Origin of the sequence: Litorilituus sediminis (assembly GCF_004295665.1) — a bacterium.
GTDB lineage: Bacteria > Pseudomonadota > Gammaproteobacteria > Enterobacterales > Alteromonadaceae > Colwellia > Colwellia sediminis.
In genome coordinates this window covers 2,330,544-2,353,014 of record NZ_CP034759.1, presented here as the reverse complement: position 1 = coordinate 2,353,014, position 22,471 = coordinate 2,330,544, and the positions used below count along the sequence as shown (strand labels likewise).

Annotated in this window: 20 protein-coding genes; 7 read left to right on the top strand and 13 right to left on the bottom strand. The window is 40.0% G+C overall.

Translation table 11 applies throughout. The features are described from left to right. Positions 1-76: 76 nt before the first annotated feature. From EMK97_RS10480 to ilvG, 11 genes are all read right to left on the bottom strand, one after another. Positions 77-484 (bottom strand): hypothetical protein, encoded by a 408-nt coding sequence (locus tag EMK97_RS10480; RefSeq protein ID WP_130601936.1) that lies wholly within the window; start codon positions 482-484, stop codon positions 77-79. A 26-nt stretch (positions 485-510) separates the two neighbouring features. Then, complete coding sequence (locus tag EMK97_RS10475; protein WP_130601934.1) at positions 511-1,287, bottom strand: hypothetical protein; 777 nt, start codon at positions 1,285-1,287, stop codon at positions 511-513. A gap of 387 nt (positions 1,288-1,674) precedes the next feature. Beyond that, positions 1,675-2,313, bottom strand: a complete 639-nt coding sequence (locus EMK97_RS10470) for an alternative oxidase (protein ID WP_130601932.1) — start codon at positions 2,311-2,313, stop codon at positions 1,675-1,677. A gap of 30 nt (positions 2,314-2,343) precedes the next feature. After that, on the bottom strand, positions 2,344-2,691 hold the full coding sequence (locus tag EMK97_RS10465; protein WP_130601930.1) for a TehB family protein: 348 nt from the start codon (positions 2,689-2,691) through the stop codon (positions 2,344-2,346). A 68-nt stretch (positions 2,692-2,759) separates the two neighbouring features. Further along, positions 2,760-3,809: an NAD(P)/FAD-dependent oxidoreductase gene (locus EMK97_RS10460; RefSeq protein WP_130601928.1), complete on the bottom strand. Its 1,050-nt coding sequence runs from the start codon at positions 3,807-3,809 to the stop codon at positions 2,760-2,762. Positions 3,810-4,016: 207 nt separating this feature from the next. Continuing rightward, positions 4,017-4,445: an Rrf2 family transcriptional regulator gene (locus EMK97_RS10455; RefSeq protein ID WP_130601926.1), complete on the bottom strand. Its 429-nt coding sequence runs from the start codon at positions 4,443-4,445 to the stop codon at positions 4,017-4,019. Between the two features lie 212 nt (positions 4,446-4,657). Continuing rightward, positions 4,658-6,232 carry a threonine ammonia-lyase, biosynthetic gene (gene ilvA, locus EMK97_RS10450; protein ID WP_130601924.1) on the bottom strand — a complete coding sequence of 525 codons (1,575 nt, stop codon included), beginning with the start codon at positions 6,230-6,232 and terminating at the stop codon, positions 4,658-4,660. A gap of 10 nt (positions 6,233-6,242) precedes the next feature. Beyond that, positions 6,243-8,105: a dihydroxy-acid dehydratase gene (ilvD, locus tag EMK97_RS10445; protein WP_130601922.1), complete on the bottom strand. Its 1,863-nt coding sequence runs from the start codon at positions 8,103-8,105 to the stop codon at positions 6,243-6,245. Between the two features lie 152 nt (positions 8,106-8,257). Beyond that, positions 8,258-9,184 carry a branched-chain amino acid transaminase gene (locus EMK97_RS10440; RefSeq protein ID WP_130601920.1) on the bottom strand — a complete coding sequence of 309 codons (927 nt, stop codon included), beginning with the start codon at positions 9,182-9,184 and terminating at the stop codon, positions 8,258-8,260. Positions 9,185-9,273: 89 nt separating this feature from the next. Next, positions 9,274-9,543 carry an acetolactate synthase 2 small subunit gene (gene ilvM / locus EMK97_RS10435; RefSeq protein WP_130601918.1) on the bottom strand — a complete coding sequence of 90 codons (270 nt, stop codon included), beginning with the start codon at positions 9,541-9,543 and terminating at the stop codon, positions 9,274-9,276. A gap of 1 nt (position 9,544) precedes the next feature. Further along, positions 9,545-11,209, bottom strand: a complete 1,665-nt coding sequence (gene ilvG / locus EMK97_RS10430) for an acetolactate synthase 2 catalytic subunit (protein ID WP_130601916.1) — start codon at positions 11,207-11,209, stop codon at positions 9,545-9,547. A 399-nt stretch (positions 11,210-11,608) separates the two neighbouring features. On the opposite strand from ilvG, the gene EMK97_RS10425 reads away from it, so the two are divergent. Beyond that, positions 11,609-13,132 carry a YifB family Mg chelatase-like AAA ATPase gene (locus EMK97_RS10425; protein WP_130601914.1) on the top strand — a complete coding sequence of 508 codons (1,524 nt, stop codon included), beginning with the start codon at positions 11,609-11,611 and terminating at the stop codon, positions 13,130-13,132. A 14-nt stretch (positions 13,133-13,146) separates the two neighbouring features. On the opposite strand, the gene ilvY is transcribed toward EMK97_RS10425, so the two are convergent. After that, positions 13,147-14,040: an HTH-type transcriptional activator IlvY gene (ilvY, locus tag EMK97_RS10420; protein ID WP_130601912.1), complete on the bottom strand. Its 894-nt coding sequence runs from the start codon at positions 14,038-14,040 to the stop codon at positions 13,147-13,149. Positions 14,041-14,223: 183 nt separating this feature from the next. On the opposite strand from ilvY, the gene ilvC reads away from it, so the two are divergent. The 5 genes from ilvC to EMK97_RS10395 all read left to right on the top strand — a co-directional run bounded on the left by ilvC (position 14,224) and on the right by EMK97_RS10395 (position 19,938). Next, positions 14,224-15,705: a ketol-acid reductoisomerase gene (gene ilvC, locus EMK97_RS10415; protein ID WP_130601910.1), complete on the top strand. Its 1,482-nt coding sequence runs from the start codon at positions 14,224-14,226 to the stop codon at positions 15,703-15,705. 359 nt (positions 15,706-16,064) lie between these two features. Beyond that, the gene (gene ppnP / locus EMK97_RS10410) at positions 16,065-16,382 is read left to right on the top strand and encodes a pyrimidine/purine nucleoside phosphorylase (protein WP_130601908.1); all 318 of its coding nucleotides are present in this window, start codon (positions 16,065-16,067) and stop codon (positions 16,380-16,382) included. A 6-nt stretch (positions 16,383-16,388) separates the two neighbouring features. Beyond that, positions 16,389-17,165 (top strand): sulfite exporter TauE/SafE family protein, encoded by a 777-nt coding sequence (locus tag EMK97_RS10405; RefSeq protein WP_130601906.1) that lies wholly within the window; start codon positions 16,389-16,391, stop codon positions 17,163-17,165. A gap of 355 nt (positions 17,166-17,520) precedes the next feature. Next, positions 17,521-18,909: an FG-GAP repeat domain-containing protein gene (locus EMK97_RS10400; protein WP_130601904.1), complete on the top strand. Its 1,389-nt coding sequence runs from the start codon at positions 17,521-17,523 to the stop codon at positions 18,907-18,909. 783 nt (positions 18,910-19,692) lie between these two features. Continuing rightward, a complete protein-coding gene (locus EMK97_RS10395) occupies positions 19,693-19,938 on the top strand; it encodes a hypothetical protein (RefSeq protein ID WP_130601902.1) in 246 nt (81 codons plus the stop codon). A 1-nt stretch (position 19,939) separates the two neighbouring features. Here the strand turns inward: EMK97_RS10395 and EMK97_RS10390 are convergent, their stop codons facing one another. Beyond that, positions 19,940-20,818 (bottom strand): hypothetical protein, encoded by an 879-nt coding sequence (locus tag EMK97_RS10390; protein WP_130601900.1) that lies wholly within the window; start codon positions 20,816-20,818, stop codon positions 19,940-19,942. A gap of 151 nt (positions 20,819-20,969) precedes the next feature. Between EMK97_RS10390 and EMK97_RS10385 the strand changes: the two genes are divergently transcribed. Beyond that, positions 20,970-22,394, top strand: a complete 1,425-nt coding sequence (locus EMK97_RS10385) for a sigma-54 interaction domain-containing protein (protein ID WP_130601898.1) — start codon at positions 20,970-20,972, stop codon at positions 22,392-22,394. Positions 22,395-22,471 lie beyond the last annotated feature (77 nt).

Sequence of the window (22,471 nt, the reverse complement as noted above, 5' to 3'; positions counted from 1 at the left end):
TATAGTGGCTAAAATGTTGAGTAATGAAACAAAGCCAATTAACTTTTTTCAGATTAAGCTAGTTGTATTATGCCGTTTATACGCAAGTTTTCTTTGTAATTATTATGTTAGCAAATTGACTGCTAGTATAGTTTGTAGATAAAAGATCAACTATGATTGGCTTATTTTGATACAAATACTTATTTAGTACGTCACTAGAACATACATAAGACTTTGTTAATTCAATGTATTTTTTTCTCACTAATTTGAAGTCACTTTGTTCACGGGAAATACCATCAATTTTAACATGTAGATTGACATGCTCATTTCTCGTTTCTAAGTACACCAAGCTTGATGTTTCTGCTTGCCCTTCAGCAATTATTCTTACGTCTTCGAGTACTTCATCTTTTTCATTGATACTTTCAAATCGATAATAGGTGGTAGATAAGGCAAAAAATACAAAAGCTATTAAGACTCGGTATTCCCTAAAGTTCCGTTTTTTCATATTTCTCCATCGCCTTTACTAGGTATTTACGCTTTTTCTGATTTAAATTCGTTTGCGGGTAAAACTATAACTCTTTCTGAAGAGTTTAATTCAGGAAATGTTTTGGCGGTATAATCGGCAATCTGTATAACACCTGCAACTGTTGATACTATCAGAGCTGTTCTTGTCATAAACTTCCAGAAATTGCCCATATCTTCGTTAGTATCTTTGCCTTCAATGATATCTTTTGAAAGCACAGCTTTACCAAATGTAGCTTCAACTATATCAACTACTTCAGCAGAACCAGTGATTTTATACTCTTCTATGGCAATAATTATTTTCCGTAATTGTGAAAGAAAATACTGCTTAATATTAGGAGGCAATTCGGAATCAATGATTTTACCAATAAGAACTTTAGCACCATCATAAATGTTGTCTAATTCTGACTTTGGCAAAACAGGCTGAGGACAATTAGTTGATAACATCCCTGATGTCATGTGCAGATAATCCAAAACAGGCTCATTTATATGCTTTATGAAATCATTCCAGCTGGATTCTAAATTGCACCTAGAAAAAGCAGTATCTAGATATTTAGTCCAAGACATATATCTATTTACATCAACATTATCGAGTTTTTTTAATTCAGTTGAGATGTTGTCAACCAATGAAAAAACCTTCCCAATCCTACCGACAAGAACAAAAGAATTGTCTTCTTCCACGTTTAGTATTCTTGACCATACTTTTTTACAGTTTTCATTTGGATTGGCTTCTTTCCCTTCCATTAAAATATTAAGAAGTCGTCCCGCTGAATTATTTACATCCATTTATTCACCTTACTACGAATTTATTGTCAATATTGATTATGCGTATAACAATTTAATAGTGCGCAAAGCGCTCATTCTTCTACCACGCTATCGCTCACTTTTATAATTTCTACATTAGTATCAAATTTACTAACCTTTTGCTAGCTAAGAAATTATTTGCTAGTTAGTAAAGTGGTCTAAGGACAAATATGAGCAAAATGCTCATTTTCCTGAACATCAGGGAAGCCTTTAATGCTGGATATAAAAACAGAACTGATATAAAAATTTTAGCGACTGCTGTTCGCTCTTAGCAGGTAGTAATATGAAGTCTAGGCTATTTATCGAAATAATAGGAGCAAACTACGCCATATTATGTGGCGTAGTTTGCTTGTGTTAAAAAGAGCAGTGTTATTTTTGTTGGTGAGCAGGTAAGTCACAGGTTTCGTATGAGTCTGCAAAGCCGTGATTACGATCTCTATGTTTCGCTTCATCATCACGAATTTTCAAGATAACGTCTCTTAGTTTAGCGTTTGCAGCTAGTTGATAGTAATCAATAGCAATTTGCGGCGCGCCAATATTCTCAACATCACCGCTATCAATTTTGTTTAGGTATTCGGTATAACTCTTACAGGCTTCTTCCTCAAAATAGCCAACCACTCGATGCGCAATTTTTGATGATAATAAATAGATGAAACCATAAACCACTAAGAACACGCCTTGGCCGATAAGCACTAAAGCGCGCTCAATCCAGCTAGGTTTAGCAATGTCTAAAAATATCATTAAGTGCATTCTTTCATTTTCGGCTTCGCTCAGTAGTTCGCGGATCCAGCCTTCATCGTCTTTCATGCGGCGTAATGCTTTAAGGTGGTTAAACATGCCTGCCACCATACCGGGCACTGCTGCTATGGTTTCTAATATTACCGCGCGTTTTGCGTATTTGCTGCCATAAAATATATTCAGTAAGAACTTTAAGGTTTGGGTGATTTTATAAGCAATATGTTCAGATATAGTGCTAGCGTTTTTGTGGGTAATTTGAAAATCTGCCATGATCTTTTCCTAAAAATATTGAGTAAATAATTAATGCGTGTCGTTATTGCGTTCGTTTAGGTTTTGCTTAACGATTTCTGAATCAGCGTCGGCATAAAAATCGACTTTAAATTGGCTATCATCAGTTAAAAACTCAACCTTATGCCAATACTGAGGTGGTGAAACCGCTGCTTGACCTGCTAAGAGGGTGATCTCTTGTTCTATCTGTCCGCGCCTTTGTGTAAAACCGTAAAATTTAATCGCGCCAGATAACACTGAAATTCTGCCGTAGACACCTGCTCTAGTATTGTGTTGATGCAAAAACATCTTAGGGACATTGCTTGGCTCAAATACTGTGGTGGATTTATAGTTTATGTAACTTTCTGGTATTGCTCTCATAGATTTACTCCGATAAATTTAAAATTTGTTAACCTAAACTAAGCATGGATACCTAAGCTGGGTTTAGCTTAGGTGTAGCTTAATGGCACTGTGGCATCTAACCCCATGCGTTTATGCACGACTGGGCTAGTGGTGGTATATAGCGTGGCAATGCGCTTAGCTGGGTTAAGTGCTTGTGCGATGGCAAAAGCGGCTAAGGCAGACTCATGAAAACCACTTAGAATCAGCTTTCTCTTACCTGGGTAGTAATTACAATCACCAACAGCATAAATACCTGAGGTGGAGGTTTGAAATTTCTCGGTATCAACGCAAATTAAATGCTGGAACATATCTAGCCCCCAAGAGGCTGTTGGGCCATTTTTTGGTGATTGTCCAAAACATACTAATAATTGCTCGAGCTCTAAGGTACGTTTTACGCCATCTTTACCGCTTACAATTAATGACGTTAGTCTGCCATCTTGTTGCTTAAAGTCAGTTACTTGCCCACATAAGAACTGCATTTTTAGTTCATCACATAGTTGATGCATTTGATTAACATTACTTTGACTGGCTCTAAAGTTTAGACTTCTATGGATAAGCACTACACTCGCGGCCACCTTTTGCAGAGCTAAAGCCCAATCTAAGGCCGCATCTCCGCCGCCTAGGACAACAAGCGCTTTATCTTGGAATGTGTTGATGTTTGATACATGGTAGTGCAGCTGTTTATTTATGAACTGCTCAATGCCTGCAACTTTTAATTTAACTGGCTCAAAGGAACCATTGCCTGCGGCGATAATCACAGCGCTGCATTCTATTTGAACTTGTTGATCGGTTGTCAGGAGAAAATCATGCTCTGCTCGTTTAGTGATGTTCTCGACTCTATGACCAAGTAGGTATGTAGGCTGAAAAGGGGAGGCTTGTTGCTGAAGTGAGTTAACAATATCTGAGGCACTGGCTACCGGAATGGCTGGAATATCATAGATAGGCTTATCTGGGTATAACTCACTACATTGGCCGCCAACTTGTGTCAGGCTATCAACGACAACCGCCTTAAGGCCTTGCAAGCCAAGTTCAAACACCTGAAATAGCCCAACAGGGCCAGCACCAATAATAACCACGTCAGTTTGAATCGCTTTCATTGTAGCTCCCCTCACCAATAAGTACATATTAAATGTATCTTTAAATAAGGTGCATGTCAAATGTATCTTTAAGGTGAAATTCAGAGTCGGTTAATTACAATTAACTTGGTTAACTTTGAACTAGTTAAAGACTCCTTAAGCTATTGATTAGTAGATTAAAGTGTTTTTTTTTGGTTTAGAGATGGGAAGGGGAAGCTATAACCTTAGTTACAGCTCTAATATTTGCACTAAATCGCCGTGGTTATCTTGTACTAAATCAGCCAAGGTATATTGTTTTAAGCTGTCAATAAAAGCATTGCCTGCTTCTGATAAAACACCACTTAAGCGACACACCGGAGATATTCGACAAGCAGGTGTTTGGCAGTCAATTATCTTCATGGACTTTTCCAGTAAGATCACCATATCTGCAAGATTAATTTCATTGGCAGGTTTTGCTAGGCAGAAGCCACCGCCTTTACCTCGCTTAGTGGCAATAACACCATCCTTGCCCAGCTGATGGACAATTTTATTAACATGGTTTCTTGATAAGCCGTAAATTTGGCTTATTTCATCAATACTAGCTCGTTTACCCTGAGGTAAAACTGCCAAATAAGTTAATAATCTTAATCCGTAATCTGTATATCGATTGAGCTGCATTTGTTTCCAATAAATCTATTTAACCTCAGGTTTGCATAAGCTACATATTATTTGTATCTTTTAATGCAATCAAGCAGGATTCACTTTGCGAGCGTGCATTTATAACTTAGTTTGATATTAATCATAGCTTAGCGAGTAAGCTGAGTGATATTAGCCTGCTGCTGAATGTTACAATAGCAGCAGGCTTGGTAAGGCTTTGCTTGATTTAAAGCCTAGTTTAAAAAGGTTTGATAGGCGAGGTTGTCAGTTTCTTCTTGCCATTGATAGCCTAAAGCATCTAAGTGCTGGAAGAATTCTTGTTCTTTTTTAGGGCTAATTTCAAAACCAGCGAGCACTTGACCAAAAGCCGCGCCATGGTTGCGATAGTGGAATAGAGTAATATTCCATAACTCCCCCATGGCAGCTAAAAACTTCTCTAGCGCACCTGGGTGCTCAGGAAATTCAAAACTAAATAAACGCTCTGGTTTTTTACTGCCTACTTCGGCACTTTTACCGCCAATCATATAGCGAATATGCAATTTAGCGAGTTCGTTATCAGTAAAGTCACGCACTTGATAGTTAGCGCTAACTAAACTTTGCATCAGCTGCTGACGTTCTTGCACGCTGCCGCCAAGGCGAACACCGACAAAAATATCAGCACTTGGCTTACCTGAATAACGATAGTTAAATTCAGTGATGGCGCGATTACCTATCGCTTGGCAAAAACGCTTAAAGCTACCTTTTTCTTCAGGAATAGTAACAGCTAAAACCGCTTCTTTCTTCTCGCCTAATTCACAGCGCTCAGATACATAACGTAGGCTATGAAAATTCATATTAGCGCCAGATAATACCGCTGCTAGAGATTGTCCACCCGGTTCGCCATTGGCTTCCTGTTGTAAACAATATTTTTGCAAGCCCGCTAAAGACAGTGCGCCAGCAGGCTCGGCAATAACGCGAGTTTGCTCAAAGATATCTTTAATTGAAGCGCAAATTTCATCTGTGGTTACCGTGATCACTTGATCACAATAACGCTTGATTAAGTCAAAGGTATGTTCGCCAATACGTTTTACTGCTACGCCATCAGCAAATAAGCCCACTTGTTCTAAATCGACGGGTTCGCCAGCATCGAGTGCTGCTTTTAAACAAGCTGAGTCTTGTGCTTCCACCCCGATGACTTTGATATTCGGGCTAAGCTGCTTTAAATACACCGCCATGCCAGCAAGTAAGCCGCCACCACCAACGGGCACAAATACCACATCGGCATTGGGTAGCTGCTGTAATAGTTCTTTGGCGACTGTGCCTTGACCTGCGATAACCTCAACATCATCAAAAGGGTGAATTAAGGTTTTGCTTTCTGCCTCGGCAAATTCAATTGACGCTGCTTGTGCTTCATTAAAGCTATTACCCACCAATCGTACTTCACCACCAAAGCGACGGACATTATCTACTTTAATATCTGGCGTTGTTTTTGGCATAACTATGGTGGCTTTAATGCCTAACTTACTTGCCGCTAACGCTAAGCCTTGCGCGTGATTACCCGCAGAGGCGGCAATTACGCCATGAATACACTGCTCTTCAGTTAAGCTAGATAGCTTGTTATAAGCACCCCTTAGCTTAAATGAATGTACTGGCTGTTGATCTTCGCGCTTTAAGTAAATTTGATTATTTAAACGGCTAGACAACTTAGTTAATGGCGTTAACTCTGTTTCAACGACAACATCGTATATAGGCGCTAATAATATCCGCCTTAGGTAATCGAGTTGTTGGTTTTGTTGTGCAAGTAGCGCTTGGCTTTGCTGGTCGTTCATAATGTTATAATTACTTTTCTGTTAAACCATCTAATAAATCACGGTTACGTACAGCACCTTTATCGGCACTGGTCGCTAACATTGCGTAGTTTTTCAGCGCGTAACTGATTGGACGAATACGAGCAGCTGGCTTCCAAGCTTCTTTACCTTTGGCGTCCATATTGGCGCGACGTTGCGCTAACTCTGCTTCGCTTACATTAAGGCTGATTGAGCGACTTGGAATATCGATATGAATAATATCGCCTTGCTCAACTAGCGCTATGGTGCCGCCGCTAGCCGCTTCTGGTGAAACATGACCAATAGATAAACCTGAAGTACCGCCAGAGAAACGACCGTCAGTCAGTAATGCACAGGCTTTACCTAAGCCCATAGATTTTAAGTAGGTGGTTGGATAAAGCATTTCTTGCATACCTGGACCACCCTTAGGACCTTCGTAGCGAATAACCACCACTTCACCGGCAACTACGTCGCCATCTAAAATGCCTCGAACGGCATCGTCTTGGCTTTCAAATACATGGGCAGGACCAGTAAAGGTTAAGTTATCATCGCTAACACCAGCAGTTTTAACTACACAACCATCAAGGGCGATATTACCTGAAAGTACTGCTAAGCCACCTTCAGTTGAAAAGGCATTATCGATAGAGCGAATACAGCCGTTTTCACGGTCATCATCTAAGGTGTCCCAACGACAATCTTGGCTAAAGGCTTTGGTGGTACGAATACCTGCAGGGCCGGCACGATAGAATTTTTTCACCGCCTCATCTTCGGTGGTTTTGATATCATATTGCGCTAAGTGTTCAGCTAAAGTGGTACCTAAGACATTAGTGACATCCATTTTTAGCAGTTTGGCACGTGCTAATTCACCTAAAATAGCGATGACACCACCAGCACGGTGGACATCTTCCATATGATAATCAGGCGTAGATGGAGCCACTTTACAAAGTTGTGGTACTTCGCGAGAAAGTTTGTCCATATCGCTCATGGTGTAGTCAATCTCTGCTTCTTGCGCCATGGCTAACAAGTGCAAAATAGTATTGGTTGAGCCGCCCATGGCAATGTCTAAACACATAGCATTGTGGATGGCATCTTTGTTGGCAATGTTGCGCGGTAGCGCACTTTCATCATCTTGCTGGTAATAACGCTTGGTAAGTTCAACAATTTGCTTACCCGCTTTTAAGAATAATTGCTCGCGATCGGCGTGAGTAGCTAGCATTGAACCGTTACCCGGCAAGGCTAAACCTAATGCTTCAGCCAAACAGTTCATTGAGTTTGCTGTGAACATACCTGAACAAGAACCACAGGTTGGGCAGGCAGAGCGCTCAACTTGGTCACTTTGCTCGTCTGATACGTCAGGATCAGCACCTTGAATCATGGCATCAACTAAATCAAGTTTAATTAGTTGCTCAGAAAGCTTAGTTTTTCCTGCTTCCATCGGGCCACCTGAAACAAAAATTACTGGAATATTTAGGCGCATGGCAGCCATTAACATGCCCGGAGTGATTTTGTCACAGTTAGAAATACAGACCATGGCATCGGCGCAGTGAGCATTAACCATATACTCTACTGAGTCAGCAATTAAGTCACGTGATGGCAAGCTATATAACATACCGCTATGACCCATAGCGATACCATCATCAACGGCAATAGTATTGAATTCTTTGGCAACACCGCCAGCTTCTTCAATGGCACCGGCAACCAGTTGTCCCATATCTTTTAAATGAACGTGACCAGGTACAAATTGAGTAAATGAATTCACCACGGCAATAATAGGTTTGCCAAAGTCACCATCTGTCATACCAGTTGCTCGCCATAGGGCACGCGCACCAGCCATGTTACGGCCTTGGGTGGAAGTTGCAGATCTTAATTTAGCCATGGTGTTACTACCTGTTTTTATAAATCGATTAAAATTGATGAAAATAATATTTTCACTAAGGACTGAGTAATCATTAGTAAAAATATGACTTTGCCTTTTAGGTAAAAGGGCTGAGCATGTGCTTAGCCCTATAATTTTATTGCCTAATTAAATTACTCTACTGCGTCTAACCAGCCGTCAGGAATATCGGTAGAGCCGTTAAAAATACCAAAGAAGGCATCTTGAATTGCTTTAGTTACTGGGCCACGTGAGCCAGTACCTACAGGTAAACCATCAACTGATTTAACTGGCACAACTTCGGTTGCGGTACCTGTCATAAAGAATTCATCAGCTAGGTATAAAGACTCACGAGAGATTGGCTCTTCGCGCACTTCATAACCAAGTTTCTTCGCTAACTGAATCACCGTATCACGTGTTAAGCCAGGTAAAATTGATGACGTGCTAAGTGGTGTGTAAAGTACGCCATTACGTACTAAGAATAAGTTTTGTCCTGCACCTTCACTTACCATGTTATTAACATCTAACGCGATACCTTCGGTATAACCATGGCGACCAGCTTCCATAGAAATTAATTGTGAAGATAAGTAATTTCCACCTGCTTTCGCTGCAGTTGGCATAGTGTTCGGCGCTAATCGGTTCCAACTTGACACACCTACTTCTACGCCATTTTCGATAGCATCGGCACCTAAATAGGCCTCCCAAGCAAAAGCTGCAACCATTAAATCAGCTTTCGCATCGGCAGGTGGACGCAGACCCATACCAACATCGCCTAAGAAGGCTAATGGACGAAGGTAAGCGGCTTTTAAGTTGTTCTTGGCAACGGCGTCTTTACACGCTTGAATCACTTCTTCTTGTGTATAAGGGATGTTCATGCGATAAACTTTCGCAGAATCAAATAAGCGTTTAATGTGCTCTTCTAAACGGAAGATACAAGTACCTTGGTGAGTTTCATAGGCGCGAATACCTTCAAAAACTGATGAACCATAATGAAGCGCATGGCTCATTACGTGTACCGTGGCGTTTTGCCAAGGCATGAGTTCACCGTTAAACCAAATATATTCTGCATTTACTTTTGCCATTTTTCTTTCCTAAATTTTTGCATCTAACTGATTAGCTTAAGTATTTATTTTTAATTACTACTCAGTCTTATGGGTGCTGTAATATTAAATTAGGCGCTGTGTTGTTGCGCGCTGTTATTTTCGGCTTTATTGTCTACCTTGACACCCTTTATGTCGATCAGTTTATTGATCTGATCGATTAAAAGCTCAATTGGTCGTTCACTACTGACATATAACTCGATAGTCGCAATTTGATTACCAGTATTAACTTGTGCGTTAATGCCATTGATTAGAAAGCCACGGTAACGAGTGACTTGTAGAATTCTTTCTAATACTACTTGTCTGTCGTCTGTCATTATAATTAACTTATAATTATTCATGTTAAACACTCTCCATCATTTTATCGTTAGCAGTATTTGGCGGCACAAGTGGCCATACATTGTCCTTAGCATCAATTTTCACATGAAGTAAATATGGGCCTTGGTGATCTAGCATTTCATTAAGTGCATCAGTGACTTGACTCTTTTCAGTAATCGTTTGCGCTTTGATGTCAAATGAGCGTGCTAATTGACAAAAATCTGGGTTATCCGCTAAGTCGGTTTCACTTAAACGACCATCAAAGAATAAATCTTGCCATTGGCGTACCATGCCTAGTTTAGCGTTATCGATCAGTAAGATTTTTACCGGGATTTGATAACGTTTAATGGTGGCAAGCTCTTGTACGTTCATCATGATTGAACCATCACCTGATACTGCGATAACTGTGTCATGTGGGCGACTAATTTGCGCGCCAATTGCTGCCGGTAAACCAAAGCCCATAGTACCCATGCCGCCACTGGTTAAGAAGTTGCTTGGGTCGTTAACACTGATATGTTGTGCAGACCACATTTGATGCTGACCAACATCTGTGGTTACACAGGTGCTTTTCGGCATTAAATCACTCATTTCTTTTAATACCGCTGGCGCAAAAATATTGCTGCCAGGGTGATCATAACGCCACGCGTAATCTTGCATCATTTGCTGAATCTTTTCTTGCCATGGCTTGATATTTAACGGCATAGAGAGCAATGGCAAGTTGGTTTTTAAGTCACCTAAAATTGCGGCATCAGCAAAACGTCTTTTATTAATTTCTGCGGTATCAATGTCAAAGTGAATCACTTTAGCATTAGGGGCAAAGTCAGCTAATTTTCCGGTAACACGGTCATCAAAGCGTGCACCAACTACCACTAATAAATCACACTCTTGTACTGCTAAGTTAGCGGCTTTAGTGCCATGCATACCTAACATACCAAGGTAGTTTTCGTTATCTGGGTTAATTGCGCCTAAGCCTTTTAAAGTCGACACACTTGGCATACCCGTTTCATTGGCAAAGCTGCGAACTTCTTCAATGGCATTGGCCATACCCACGCCGCCGCCAACGTATAAAATAGGCTGCTTAGCTTGAGTTAAGATTTCAATCGCATTGCTGATATCAGCTAAAGGTAACTGTACTTTGTTGTTTAAGTGAGAAAATTCTTGTAAACGCGACGTTACTATCGCTTGTTGAATATCTTTTGGAATATCAACTAAAACAGGACCTTGACGACCTTCTAAGGCAATTTCAAACGCTTGATGTAAAACATTTTCTAAATCATCAATATTGCTTACTTGGAAAGAGTGTTTAGTACAAGCCAGTGATAGACCAAAAATATCAATTTCTTGGAAGGCATCAGAGCCCATAGCAGATGTTGCTACTTGGCCTGTGATAGCGACAACCGGGATAGAGTCAGCCAAGGCATCGGCTAGGCCAGTGATCAGGTTCGTTGCCCCAGGGCCTGACGTTGCCATACAAACACCAACTTTACCTGCAGCCCTTGCATAACCTACTGCAGAGAATGCAGCACCTTGCTCGTGGCGACAAAGAAAATGCTTTACCTTGCTATCGTATAAAGCATCATAAATTGGCATGATTGCGCCACCCGGGTAGCCAAATACATGCTCTACACCGTGTTGCTCTAATACTTCAAATAATAATCCGCCACCTGTTAAAGGTTTGCTGCTATTCATGTCTATTCCAAAAATAATGTTATAAAAAAAGAAAACCCTCGGTTCTTGCGAAACGAGGGTTTGTTATTCTGTTTATTGCCTTTTTCTTTAGCTCAACGAAAACCCTCGAAGTGACTTAATAATCACTACGACGACGAGAAGGTTAATAATAATTGAGTTAAAGTTGTTCATTTTATTTATCTATATTCTAGCTAATCTTGTTATTATTTTTGCTTAGCGTTTTAAACATTGAGCCTAGCCAGTTGCCAGCCTTATTAAATTAGTACCATAGCTGTTAGCAGCGACGCAAGAAGTTTTATTATAGTTTTTTTGTGCAAACTTCGAGCAATAGTAATAACGACGTATAAAATATACTGAGCTATACTGAAAACTAAGGAAATAAATAAAAATGGAATTTTTATGTCGCTTGCTTGTGTTTATAGTCGTGCCCGTGTTGGTTTATCCTCTCCGCTTGTTACCGTTGAAGTTCATTTAGCTAATGGCTTACCTGCCTTTTCCATTGTCGGTTTACCTGAAACTTCAGTGAAAGAAGCCAAAGATAGGGTACGTAGTGCCATTATCAATTGCGGCTATGAGTTTCCAGCTAAACGTATCACCATTAATTTAGCGCCAGCAGATTTACCTAAAGAAGGCGGTCGTTTTGATTTACCGATTGCCGTTGGCATTTTAGCGGCCTCAAATCAGTTGCCTGAAGTGGATTTATCGCAATATGAATTTGCTGGAGAGCTGGCTTTATCGGGCGAGTTACGCGCTATAGTGGGTGAAATCCCCATGACTATGGCTAGTAGCCAAAGTCAGCGCACCTTGATTATTCCTGAGCAAAATGTTGAACAAGCCAGCTGGGTAAAACATGCCAAGGTGCATGCTATTCAGCATTTAACCCAGTTGTTGCCGCACTTTGCTAAGCAACAATTATTACCTTTGGTGGCTGAAAAGGTGGTCAGGCCTGAGCAAAATCAAACGGGCTTGGATATGAAAGATGTTATCGGCCAGCCACTTGCCAAAAGGGCGTTAGAAATTGCCGCAAGTGGTAATCATAATTTACTTTTCATTGGCCCTCCTGGTACGGGTAAAACTATGCTGGCAAGTCGATTAGCAGGGATTTTACCGGCTATGACAGAGCAAGAGGCACTTGAGTCTGCTGCTATTCAATCAATTAGCAATGTATTGATTGATGAGAACTCTTGGCTGACACGGCCATTTCGTGCGCCGCATCATACAGCTTCGTCTGCTGCGCTGGTTGGTGGTGGTAGTCAGCCAAAACCGGGGGAAATATCATTGGCGCATAACGGCGTACTGTTTTTAGATGAACTGCCTGAATTTGAACGTAAAGTTTTAGATGTTTTGCGTGAGCCAATGGAGTCAGGCGAAGTAACCATTTCACGTGCAATGCAAAAACAAAGCTTTCCTGCGCGCTTTCAATTAATTGCCGCCATGAACCCTAGCCCCACAGGGTTTTACAATGACAATCGCAGTACGCCTGAGCAGGTGTTGCGTTATTTAAATCGTTTATCAGGGCCGTTTTTAGACCGCATTGATATTCAGGTTGAGGTGGCGCGATTGCCTCGAGGAACGTGGGCAAAAGATAGCAAGGACAATGAAACCAGCAGCGAGATTCAAGCGAGAGTTGAGCGTTGTCGAGCCATTCAGCTGCGTCGCCAAGGTAAGGCAAATGCCCATCTCGATGCTGCCCAGTTGAAAGAGTTTTGCCGATTAAGCGCAGATGATAATGAGTTTTTAGAATTGGCAGTGGAGAAATTAGGTTTCTCTACCCGAGCTCATCATAAAATATTAAAAATAGCTCGCACCATTGCTGATATGGATAATAATCCTGTGATAGCTCATGAGCATTTAGTTGAGGCGCTATCTTATCGCGCTATGGACAGATTATTGCGTCACTTAACTTCTGCTGTAGCTGTGTAACCCCTCTGATTAGTTTAAGTAATTGCGGAAAAAAATGCTTTGATTAATGGCTGAGATTTACTTTGATTTAGGCAGCAAATGCCTAAATCAAAGGGGGTAATTTCACCAACATCTGCTAAGTATTGTACCCGATCTTTTACCGGACTATTTTCAACAACCACTTGTGGCACAATGCCGACGCCACAGCCCAGCGCAACCATACTCACCAATGCTTCGTGACCAGAAACCGTTGCGTAAATATTGGCTTTACCTTGCTGTTTCTTCTTGTACCAAAGATCAAAGCGTCTGCGGGCTGGACCATGATCTGGCAATATGATGGGAATTTGCGACCATAAAATGCCTTGAGCGCTATGACTTGCTTGCTGAATTTGTTGCTGAACTTTGCAGGTCATGGTGGGTGCTATTACCGCAAGCGGTAAGGTTGCTAGGTGATGGAAATAGACACTACGCGGTAGGTTTTCAGGATTTGCCGCAATAGCGAAATCTACTGATTCACTCTGTACTTGCTCTAAGGCATCAGCGGCATCACCTGTAGTGAGCATGATTTCTACCTGAGGGTGTGCTAAACGAAATCGCTCTAGCAAGGGCGGTAAATGGCTATAGGCGGCGGTTACCGAGCAGTATATGTGCAGCTTTCCGGTTAGCGCTTGTTGTTTTTGCTCTAATGATTGCTTAAAGCCCTGCCATAGCTCAAGTTGCTGCTCGGCATATTGCTTAAATTTTTTTCCGGCATCAGTTAATACTACCGTGCGGTTATCGCGGTGCAGTAATTCACAGCCAACTTCTTGCTCTAGTCGTTGAATAGCGCGACTTAAGGTTGATGGACTCATATGGTGCGCCTGGGCAGTTTTACCAAAGTGCAAGCTGGTGGCTAAATGTTGGAATATACTGAGTGCTTTGTGATCCATAACTGAGTCTGGTTTGCTTGTAATATCGCTATGAAAACCTATTGTTGCAAAAAACGCAATATAGATTTGCAAATATATCATTTTTCGCAATAAGAAATTTACGTTAAGCTGCTTGCATTGATAATAGTCAGTTAAATATCGCTTAGTGATCACTAAGTGAAGTGATAGTTTTGAGGAAAAGCCATGAGCAATTATTTTAATACGTTAAGCTTACGTGAAAAGCTTGAGCAATTAGGCAAGTGTCGTTTTATGAAGCGTGAAGAGTTCAGCGATGGCTGTAACTTCATCAAAGATTGGAACATTGTTATTGTTGGTTGTGGTGCACAAGGTTTAAACCAAGGTTTAAATATGCGCGATTCTGGCTTAAACATTTCGTATGCGCTTCGCGATGCCGCGATTCAAGAAAAGCGTCAATCATGGCAGTGGGCTACTGAAAATGGTTTTACTGTAGGTAACTACGAAGAGTTAATTCCTCAAGCTGACTTAGTATTAAACTTAACGCCAGATAAGCAACATACTTCTGCGGTAAGTGCGGTAATGCCACTAATGAAGCAAGGTGCTACTTTATCTTACTCACACGGTTTCAACATTGTTGAAGAAGGCATGCAAATTCGCCCTGATCTAACGGTTGTCATGGTTGCTCCTAAGTGTCCTGGTACTGAAGTTCGTGAAGAATACAAGCGTGGTTTTGGTGTACCAACATTAATCGCTGTTCACCCAGAAAATGATCCGCAAGGTAATGGTTTAGCAATTGCTAAAGCCTATGCCTCAGCAACAGGTGGTGACAGAGCTGGTGTTTTAGAATCATCATTTATCGCTGAAGTGAAATCAGACTTAATGGGTGAGCAAACAATTCTTTGTGGTATGTTGCAAACTGCTGCCATTTTAGGTCATAAGCAATTAGTTGCTCAAGGTGTTGATGCTGGTTATGCACGTAAGTTATTACAATATGGTATTGAGACTACTACGGAAGGCTTAAAGCACGGCGGTATCACTAACATGATGGACCGTTTATCAAACCCAGCTAAGATTAAAGCGTTTGATATGTCTGTAGAGTTAAAAGAAATTTTACGTCCACTTTTCCAAAAGCATATGGATGACATTATTGAAGGTCGTTTCTCTGCCACTATGATGGAAGATTGGAAAAATGATGATGCTAACTTACTTAAATGGCGCGCTGAAACAGCAGAAACGTCATTTGAATTAGCACCAGATTGCGATACAGAAATCACCGAGCAAGAATACTACGACAAAGGTATTTTTGTTGTTGCTATGGTTAAAGCAGGTGTTGAATTAGCGTTCGAAGCTATGGTTGATTCTGGCATTATCGAAGAGTCTGCTTACTATGAGTCTTTACATGAAACGCCATTAATTGCTAACTGTATTGCGCGTAACAAGTTATACGAAATGAACGTAGTAATTTCAGATACAGCTGAATACGGTAACTACTTATTTAGCCATGCAGCAGTACCATTATTAGAAGAGTTTGCTTCTAAATTATCGCTTGAGGAATTAGGTGAAGGTATTTCAGGTTCAAATGGTGTTGATAACGTTCGCTTGATTGAAGTTAACGAAGCCATTCGCAATCACGGTGTTGAGATTGTTGGTAAAGAGCTTCGTGGCTACATGACTGATATGAAGAAAATTGTTGAAGCTAACGCATAAGTAGCAATTAATACGCGTTTAGCGCAGCTAATATGATTAATAACGGCATCTAGCTTCACGCTATATGCCGTTTTTTATTTCAGGGCGTGTTGACCTTTGTTGATATTTTCAGCAATAGGCTATTTTTATCAATAGCAAAGCAGTATGAACGTGGTTTGGTTGTTCCAAATAAGTGAATACTAATGAAGCTAGTGTTATAAATAGCCATTGCCCGAAGGGCTGGGGCTAAAACCTCTTTACTCTGCGTTAAAAACCGCTGATTTAGCTAGCTAGACTGCGCAACTTTTGCCTTGATTAAAGAGGTTTTATCTCTCAGCTGAATTATTAAACAAAGATAAACACGTCCTAAGGGGAGTAACATGAGTCAATTTAACCAAGTGAGTGTTAATAAAGCCGCCAATATATATTTTGATGGCAAGGTAACCAGTCGCAAAATTACTTTTGCCGATGGTAGTTTTAAAACCTTAGGGATTATGATGCCCGGAGATTATAAATTCGCCACCAAAGAAAAAGAGTTAATGGAGATCACTGCTGGCGAGTGTGAAATTTTATTACCTGAAGCTGATAGTTGGCAGTCTATTGTTGCTGGTGAGTCCTTCTATGTGCCGGCGCACAGTAAGTTTGAGATCAAAGCGAAATCAATTATAGATTATTGTTGTAGCTACTTAGCTGAATAGTCTCTTATGCTGTTATCTTCAATCGATGTCTTACAAGCGGGTATTTTAATCGTTATCGGCTTACTGGCGGGTATTATAAATACATTGGCTGGTGGCGGCTCTAACCTTTCTTTGCCAGCTTTAATGATTTATGGCTTACCTGCCGATGTTGCTAATGCCACTAATCGCGTTAGCGTTTTTATGCAGTCGTTAACGGCGAGTCGAGGCTTTTATCAGCATGGCAAAATTGAAGCTAGCTCAGTTAAAGATACCTTTTGGCCTTTGTTAATCGGTGGTTTATGTGGCGCGCTTGCCGCCTCATATATTAATGTAGAGTTACTTAAGCCTTTATTATTAGGCACTATGATAGCGGTTTCTTTATGGGTGGTATTAAAAGCAGATACGGATGCAGAGCAGGTAAGGCAAAATAAAAGCTGCTTTGCCAGCAAAAAAGCCCTTGCTGCTACAGTTGTTGCCGGCTTTTATGGCGGCTTTGTCCAAGCAGGCGTTGGTTTTGTATTGATTGCAGCTTTTGTTGGTGTACTTAATTATGACTTATTAAGAGCGAACGCCATGAAGATGGTGGCAACCTTAATTTTTACCTCGGTTGCGTTAGTGGTTTTTATTGTCAGAGAGCAAATAGCTTGGTTACCCGGACTTTTACTGGCTATTGGTAGCATAGTCGGTGCGCAAATAGCGGTTAAGTTTGCGGTAAATGTTAAGGCGAAAACATTGAAGCTTATGGTGTTGTTAATGACTGTTGCTGCCAGTATTGCTGCTTTGGCGTTTTGTGACTACGCATAATGCTTGAGATTATAAGTCACTGAATGAGATTAATGATAATCATGTCTTTTTAACAAAAACTCTTAATTGAAGTATGCTCCAATTATTGCTGGCTCAATGCTATCAAAGATACGATATAGACGTTCATCCATAGATAAAAACATGGGTATTTTGATATGACTGTTGTCGATAAGTATTTAAGCCTGAATGTGAACAAAGCCACCAAAGGGGTCGTTGCCTTTTCAGTTTAGTTCTACTGTTTTAACTTTGATATTTTTTAATAAACGCTATTTCAAAATCAAGTAATAGTTTCTTAAATTTTGTAAGCGGTGGTATATTAAAAATAATTAAAACAACTAATATACAGGTGTTGTTCATGAAAAATTCAGTAAGCTATTTTTTGATGGTTTTTTTATTATTGGGTTGTGGCGGGGGGAGTAGTGATGACAGTAGTAATGATGGCGGTAGTACTCCTACGCCCCCAACAGACCCCGTACAATCTTCAAGTAAATTGCCTCTGTATGACGGATTTGAATTAATAACGGATATTACAAGTGACGACCTAAATAATGATGGTTTTAAAGATTTAATTTTATCAAGAACGCCTTCTATGTATGGCGAAGCAAGAATTCAAGTGCTCATTAATAACCAAGATGATACTTTTACTGATGAAACATCTAACTATTTTTCAGTATTAGAAAATACTTGGTTTCAATGGATCGATAAACTTTACCTAGCCGATTTAAATAACGATGGTTTACTGGATATCGTTTCACACCTTGATCAATCGCATTGGAATGAATCCATAGGCTTTCAAAACGCAACTGAGATGCCATTATTGATAGCAACCGAAAATGGACAATTTCAACCAATGCCCTGGGAACAGCTTAATAGTGTAGGCTCGTTTATTCCTTTAGATTTCGACAATGATGGTGATATTGATCTCATGTCCCATCGTTTTATAAATTTTGGAACAGCTGAGCAACAAATTCATTGGTCTATTTATAGAAATGAATTAATCGAGACAGGGGACTTTAATTTCACACTGCTTGATAATAGTGTAGCGACTCTTAAAGGTGCTGATAATGCCGCATTCATCTATAGTCCTATTGTTGTCGATCTTAACTCTGACGGATTTTCTGACATTTTCTACGGTGGTTCTAAATGGAAAAACGGCGGATTCATCGATGAACTTTCGCCTTTTGTTGTTCTTTTAAATACAAAAGACGGCACTTTTATAGAAGGGACAAATGAAGTTATTGCTACAACAGAGCAATTGACACATGCTAGAGAGGCACTTAGTGCTGATTTTAATGGTGATCAATTAAACGATATAGTGATCACCAGTCATGGTTATGACGGTGGGGATTTTGCAGGAGAAAGAAATTTATTACTACTTGCTTCAGATGCTACCACCCTCAATGTTAATGACAGCAAACAAAGTGTGTTTGATTATAATGGTTTTACCCACTCTTCTGATATCGGTGATATTGATAATGATGGGGATCTCGATATAGTATTTTCTGATATCACCGGAACAGATGTTTCCCATGGCGGAAATATCCAAGTATTTATCAACGATGGTGAAGCTAATTTTCAGAGAAAGTCGACTGCATTTAAAACTGCGGATAATGGCGATATGTTTATTGTTTCCACAAAGCTTGTTGACCTTAATAATGATGGTTACCTAGATCTTGTACTAGGCGGTGATGATGCAAAATCTTCGGGGGTAGTGCTTTGGAATGACGGGACGGGTAATTTTTAGCGGTAATATTTTTACATATTATGTATTAGTTCATATCAGTGAACACTACTTGCAATTTCGAGTGGTGTTTAAAGCTAATTCACCTAGCAAGTCAGTCAAACTCGAACTAAAAAGTAGGTGCTTTGCATTTCAGTACATTATTGAACAAAAATCTAATGGTGACATTTTTAGGCATCAAGTTACCGTTTAAAATTCAGGGGAAACGACAACAATGAGCTTGCAGCAGACCCACAAAAAATTAGTAAATTTTAGTTAAACTTACCCTTAATATGATCATTGTTTCTCAAAACTCAATGTCAGCTTATGGCTAACTGAAGTCTCTAATGGTCACTAACTTTATTTATACAAAGTGCCTGAAGTGCTCATTAATATGTAAGCATATGGGGAACGGCACCTAGCCGATTACTTCTTTCAAGAGAATCCGAGAGGTGTAGCTATGGCTCAAGATAGCAGAAGAGAATATAGCTATATTACAAGACAAAAAAGTGAACGTTAAAAATAATGCCTACTTCTGGTTACAAGTGATCATTAAGTTTGCTGACTGAATCCTAGGTAATATGACTGAAACTTCGAAATATAAAAATATCAATCACTCTACAAGTTAGATCCGTAAAAGCTCTCTTGATGGAAAAATCTCATGAATTAGGACCAGTCACAGTTTTAAAGTTGCTGGCATTACAATCAATAACATCTTGATGTAGCAAGATTACAGTTAATTTTTTTAAAGCGAGTATCTTAATAGGTAAGCGATTAAGCCAATCAGCATTGTTAAGAGGTGATACCATGAATAAATTATTAGTAGCTTTAATGACAACTGTATTTTCATTCGGTGTAATGGCACAAGAGCCTAATCTGCCAATGCCGCAGCAAGAAATTGCTAAAAAAGTAGAGCAGGTGCTTGATAAGGAGCTAGAACTGCAGCAAGAGCTTGTTGAAGAAGAAATCTTAGTGCAAATTGATGAAGATATCGAAGTGGAAGTAGACAATACCATAGACGTTACAGCACAAGAGATAGAGCTAGTTAGGTAGATCAGAGATCATTTACCTTTATCCATAAGCGTTTGTCCTTAAGTAGCTCGTTAGTTTGTTTCGATAATAGCGGGCTACTTAGTTGAAATACGCGTCTATTGGCTAATTTCGCTTTAGCCAATATGTTTGAAGTAATTGCATGATTTTCAAAGTAATGCTCAAACTTTCCCGAATTTAATAAGCGCTTTAAACCGAGCGTTAACCTGTCCGTTAAGCGTTTGTTGTTCTTATTCACGAAGAAATACATAGGGGCAGGGTAGGTCAACATAAAACTTTGCTCAACCATAAGTTCTGGCTCATTGGCTATCTCAAGCCATGGCTCATGCAGTGCTCTAGGAAAGTAATCAAAGCGTTTTCGTTTCAGCATTTTCAACAAATGAATGTCGTAGCCTTTAATGACATTAAAACCATTGCTGAGTAAAATTTCGCTGTCAGGCCAGTTTATGCCTTGTCCTAGAGAAAGTGTTTGTAATTCAGCAAGAGAATTTACTTGCTTAAATAGCGGCTGATCTTCTTTTCTAATGATAAATATTCGATAGCCCATAAGACCTTTTAGAATAGGAAAGTAAATAGCTTGTAGTTTGCTTTCTAGTGATTTTGACGTCATACGCCAATGAACATCAATTAATTCATTTCTTTGCAACATCATAGAGGCACGACCTTGCGCCATTTCATAACGCACAGGTTGTAACTGGTAGTCACCATATTCATCTTTGCTAGCCGCTAACGCTAAAGACAATAATTCGACAAAATAGCCCTGCTTAGGATCTGGATGCTGAGCAGATTCGATATATCGAATGGTATCTATTTGCTCACCTGCAAAACACATGGCATTTAACAAGCTGTATAGCAAAATACTAATCAGTGAAATTATCTTCATAACAGTTATGCGTGATGACTAATACAAAAATTATATCAGAGATAAATGATTTATTTGCCGAGCATGGCAAAAGGCATGAATTATTACTTTTCATCGTTATAGAAATAGGTGTATCTTAGGCGCGAAATATCGTGCTTTTAGGAAAGTTAACATGCCTCAAACTATAAAACAGTTTTTAGCGGATTCTGAATTGCTACTTAATGCCGTGGGTGAAGGTGTTTATGGCTTTGATAGCGAAGGTAATGCTGTATTTATTAATCCTGCAGCTGAACAAATGACGGGATGGCGAGCAGAAGAGTTGCTAGGTAAAAATATTCATAAATATCATCATCATAGCCATGCCAATGGTGAGCATTACCCGGTTGAAGAGTGCAAAATATATAACACTATGCGTGATGGTATCGAGCGCAGAGTGACCGATGAAGTATTTTGGCGTAAAGATGGCAGTTGTTTTCCGGTGGAATATACCTCAACACCGGTATATAAAAATGGTGAACGCATTGGTGCCGTTGCGGTTTTTCGTGATGTCAGTCAACAGCGTTTGGCAGATGATAATTTGCGTGAGGCGTTAAAGAAAGTTCAGGAGCTCACGGAAAAGCTGCAACAAGAAAATACTTACCTGCAAGATGAAATCAATGAAGCATGGTCGGGCTCTGGCCTTGAAGGGATCAGTAAACCTTTTATGCAAATGCTCAAACAAATTAAGTTGGTCGGGCAAACCGATAGTACTGTGCTGATTTTAGGGGAAAATGGTACAGGTAAGGAAGTGGTCGCGCGTAATTTGCATCAGTTAAGTGAGCGAAGTGATTCACCTATGATGAAAGTTAATTGCGCCGCTTTTACTGCGAGCTTGCTTGAGTCGGAATTATTTGGTCATGAAAAAGGGGCTTTTACTGGTGCCAATGAAAGACGTAAAGGCCGCTTTGAGTTAGCAGATAAGGGTACTTTGTTTTTAGATGAAATTGGAGAGCTAAGCCTTGAAGCGCAAAGTAAACTTTTACGGGTTCTTCAGGAGCAAGAGTTTGAGCGAGTAGGTGGTAGTAGAACCATTAAAGTGGATATACGCATTATTGCCGCAACAAATCGAAACTTAATCGCCATGGTGTCTGAAGGTAAGTTTCGTATGGATTTGTATTACCGCTTGAATGTTTTTCCTATCCAAGTACCAGCATTGCGAGAGCGTATTGAAGATTTACCTATATTATGCGATAGCATTATTAATCAGCTAAATCAGAAGCTTAAAAAGCAAATCCGTGGTGTTAATAAACGCAGTATACAAAAGTTAGCGAAATACAGTTGGCCGGGTAATATTCGTGAGTTACAGAATATACTTGAACGCGAGGTAATTCTATCAACAACGAGCGTATTAGATATTCAGCAGAGTTTTAATGAGTTAGGCAATGCTTGGGCGAGTAATAAAAAGACCTTAGCAGAAATAGAGCGAGCTTATATTCTAGAAATATTGGCTGCTTGCAAGTGGCGCATTGGTGGAGAATCAGGCGCTGCAGAGGTGTTAGGCATGCCCGCGAGTACCTTACGTTCACGCATGAAAAAACTTATGATTAAACGAGAATAATACTAAAAAGCACGATATGTCGCGTATACACGATATATCGTGCCTTAAATAAAAGCTATTTAAAATACAATTCAAGA

Excerpts from the sequence above, each read along its gene's own strand:
- EMK97_RS10480 (WP_130601936.1), bottom strand. The coding sequence starts at position 484 with ATGAAAAAACGGAACTTTAGGGAATACCGAGTCTTAATAGCTTTTGTA.
- EMK97_RS10475 (WP_130601934.1), bottom strand. The coding sequence starts at position 1,287 with ATGGATGTAAATAATTCAGCGGGACGACTTCTTAATATTTTAATGGAA.
- EMK97_RS10470 (WP_130601932.1), bottom strand. The coding sequence starts at position 2,313 with ATGGCAGATTTTCAAATTACCCACAAAAACGCTAGCACTATATCTGAA.
- EMK97_RS10465 (WP_130601930.1), bottom strand. The coding sequence starts at position 2,691 with ATGAGAGCAATACCAGAAAGTTACATAAACTATAAATCCACCACAGTA.
- EMK97_RS10460 (WP_130601928.1), bottom strand. The coding sequence starts at position 3,809 with ATGAAAGCGATTCAAACTGACGTGGTTATTATTGGTGCTGGCCCTGTT.
- EMK97_RS10455 (WP_130601926.1), bottom strand. The coding sequence starts at position 4,445 with ATGCAGCTCAATCGATATACAGATTACGGATTAAGATTATTAACTTAT.
- ilvA (WP_130601924.1), bottom strand. The coding sequence starts at position 6,232 with ATGAACGACCAGCAAAGCCAAGCGCTACTTGCACAACAAAACCAACAA.
- ilvD (WP_130601922.1), bottom strand. The coding sequence starts at position 8,105 with ATGGCTAAATTAAGATCTGCAACTTCCACCCAAGGCCGTAACATGGCT.
- EMK97_RS10440 (WP_130601920.1), bottom strand. The coding sequence starts at position 9,184 with ATGGCAAAAGTAAATGCAGAATATATTTGGTTTAACGGTGAACTCATG.
- ilvM (WP_130601918.1), bottom strand. The coding sequence starts at position 9,543 with ATGAATAATTATAAGTTAATTATAATGACAGACGACAGACAAGTAGTA.
- ilvG (WP_130601916.1), bottom strand. The coding sequence starts at position 11,209 with ATGAATAGCAGCAAACCTTTAACAGGTGGCGGATTATTATTTGAAGTA.
- EMK97_RS10425 (WP_130601914.1), top strand. The coding sequence starts at position 11,609 with ATGTCGCTTGCTTGTGTTTATAGTCGTGCCCGTGTTGGTTTATCCTCT.
- ilvY (WP_130601912.1), bottom strand. The coding sequence starts at position 14,040 with ATGGATCACAAAGCACTCAGTATATTCCAACATTTAGCCACCAGCTTG.
- ilvC (WP_130601910.1), top strand. The coding sequence starts at position 14,224 with ATGAGCAATTATTTTAATACGTTAAGCTTACGTGAAAAGCTTGAGCAA.
- ppnP (WP_130601908.1), top strand. The coding sequence starts at position 16,065 with ATGAGTCAATTTAACCAAGTGAGTGTTAATAAAGCCGCCAATATATAT.
- EMK97_RS10405 (WP_130601906.1), top strand. The coding sequence starts at position 16,389 with ATGCTGTTATCTTCAATCGATGTCTTACAAGCGGGTATTTTAATCGTT.
- EMK97_RS10400 (WP_130601904.1), top strand. The coding sequence starts at position 17,521 with ATGAAAAATTCAGTAAGCTATTTTTTGATGGTTTTTTTATTATTGGGT.
- EMK97_RS10395 (WP_130601902.1), top strand. The coding sequence starts at position 19,693 with ATGAATAAATTATTAGTAGCTTTAATGACAACTGTATTTTCATTCGGT.
- EMK97_RS10390 (WP_130601900.1), bottom strand. The coding sequence starts at position 20,818 with ATGAAGATAATTTCACTGATTAGTATTTTGCTATACAGCTTGTTAAAT.
- EMK97_RS10385 (WP_130601898.1), top strand. The coding sequence starts at position 20,970 with ATGCCTCAAACTATAAAACAGTTTTTAGCGGATTCTGAATTGCTACTT.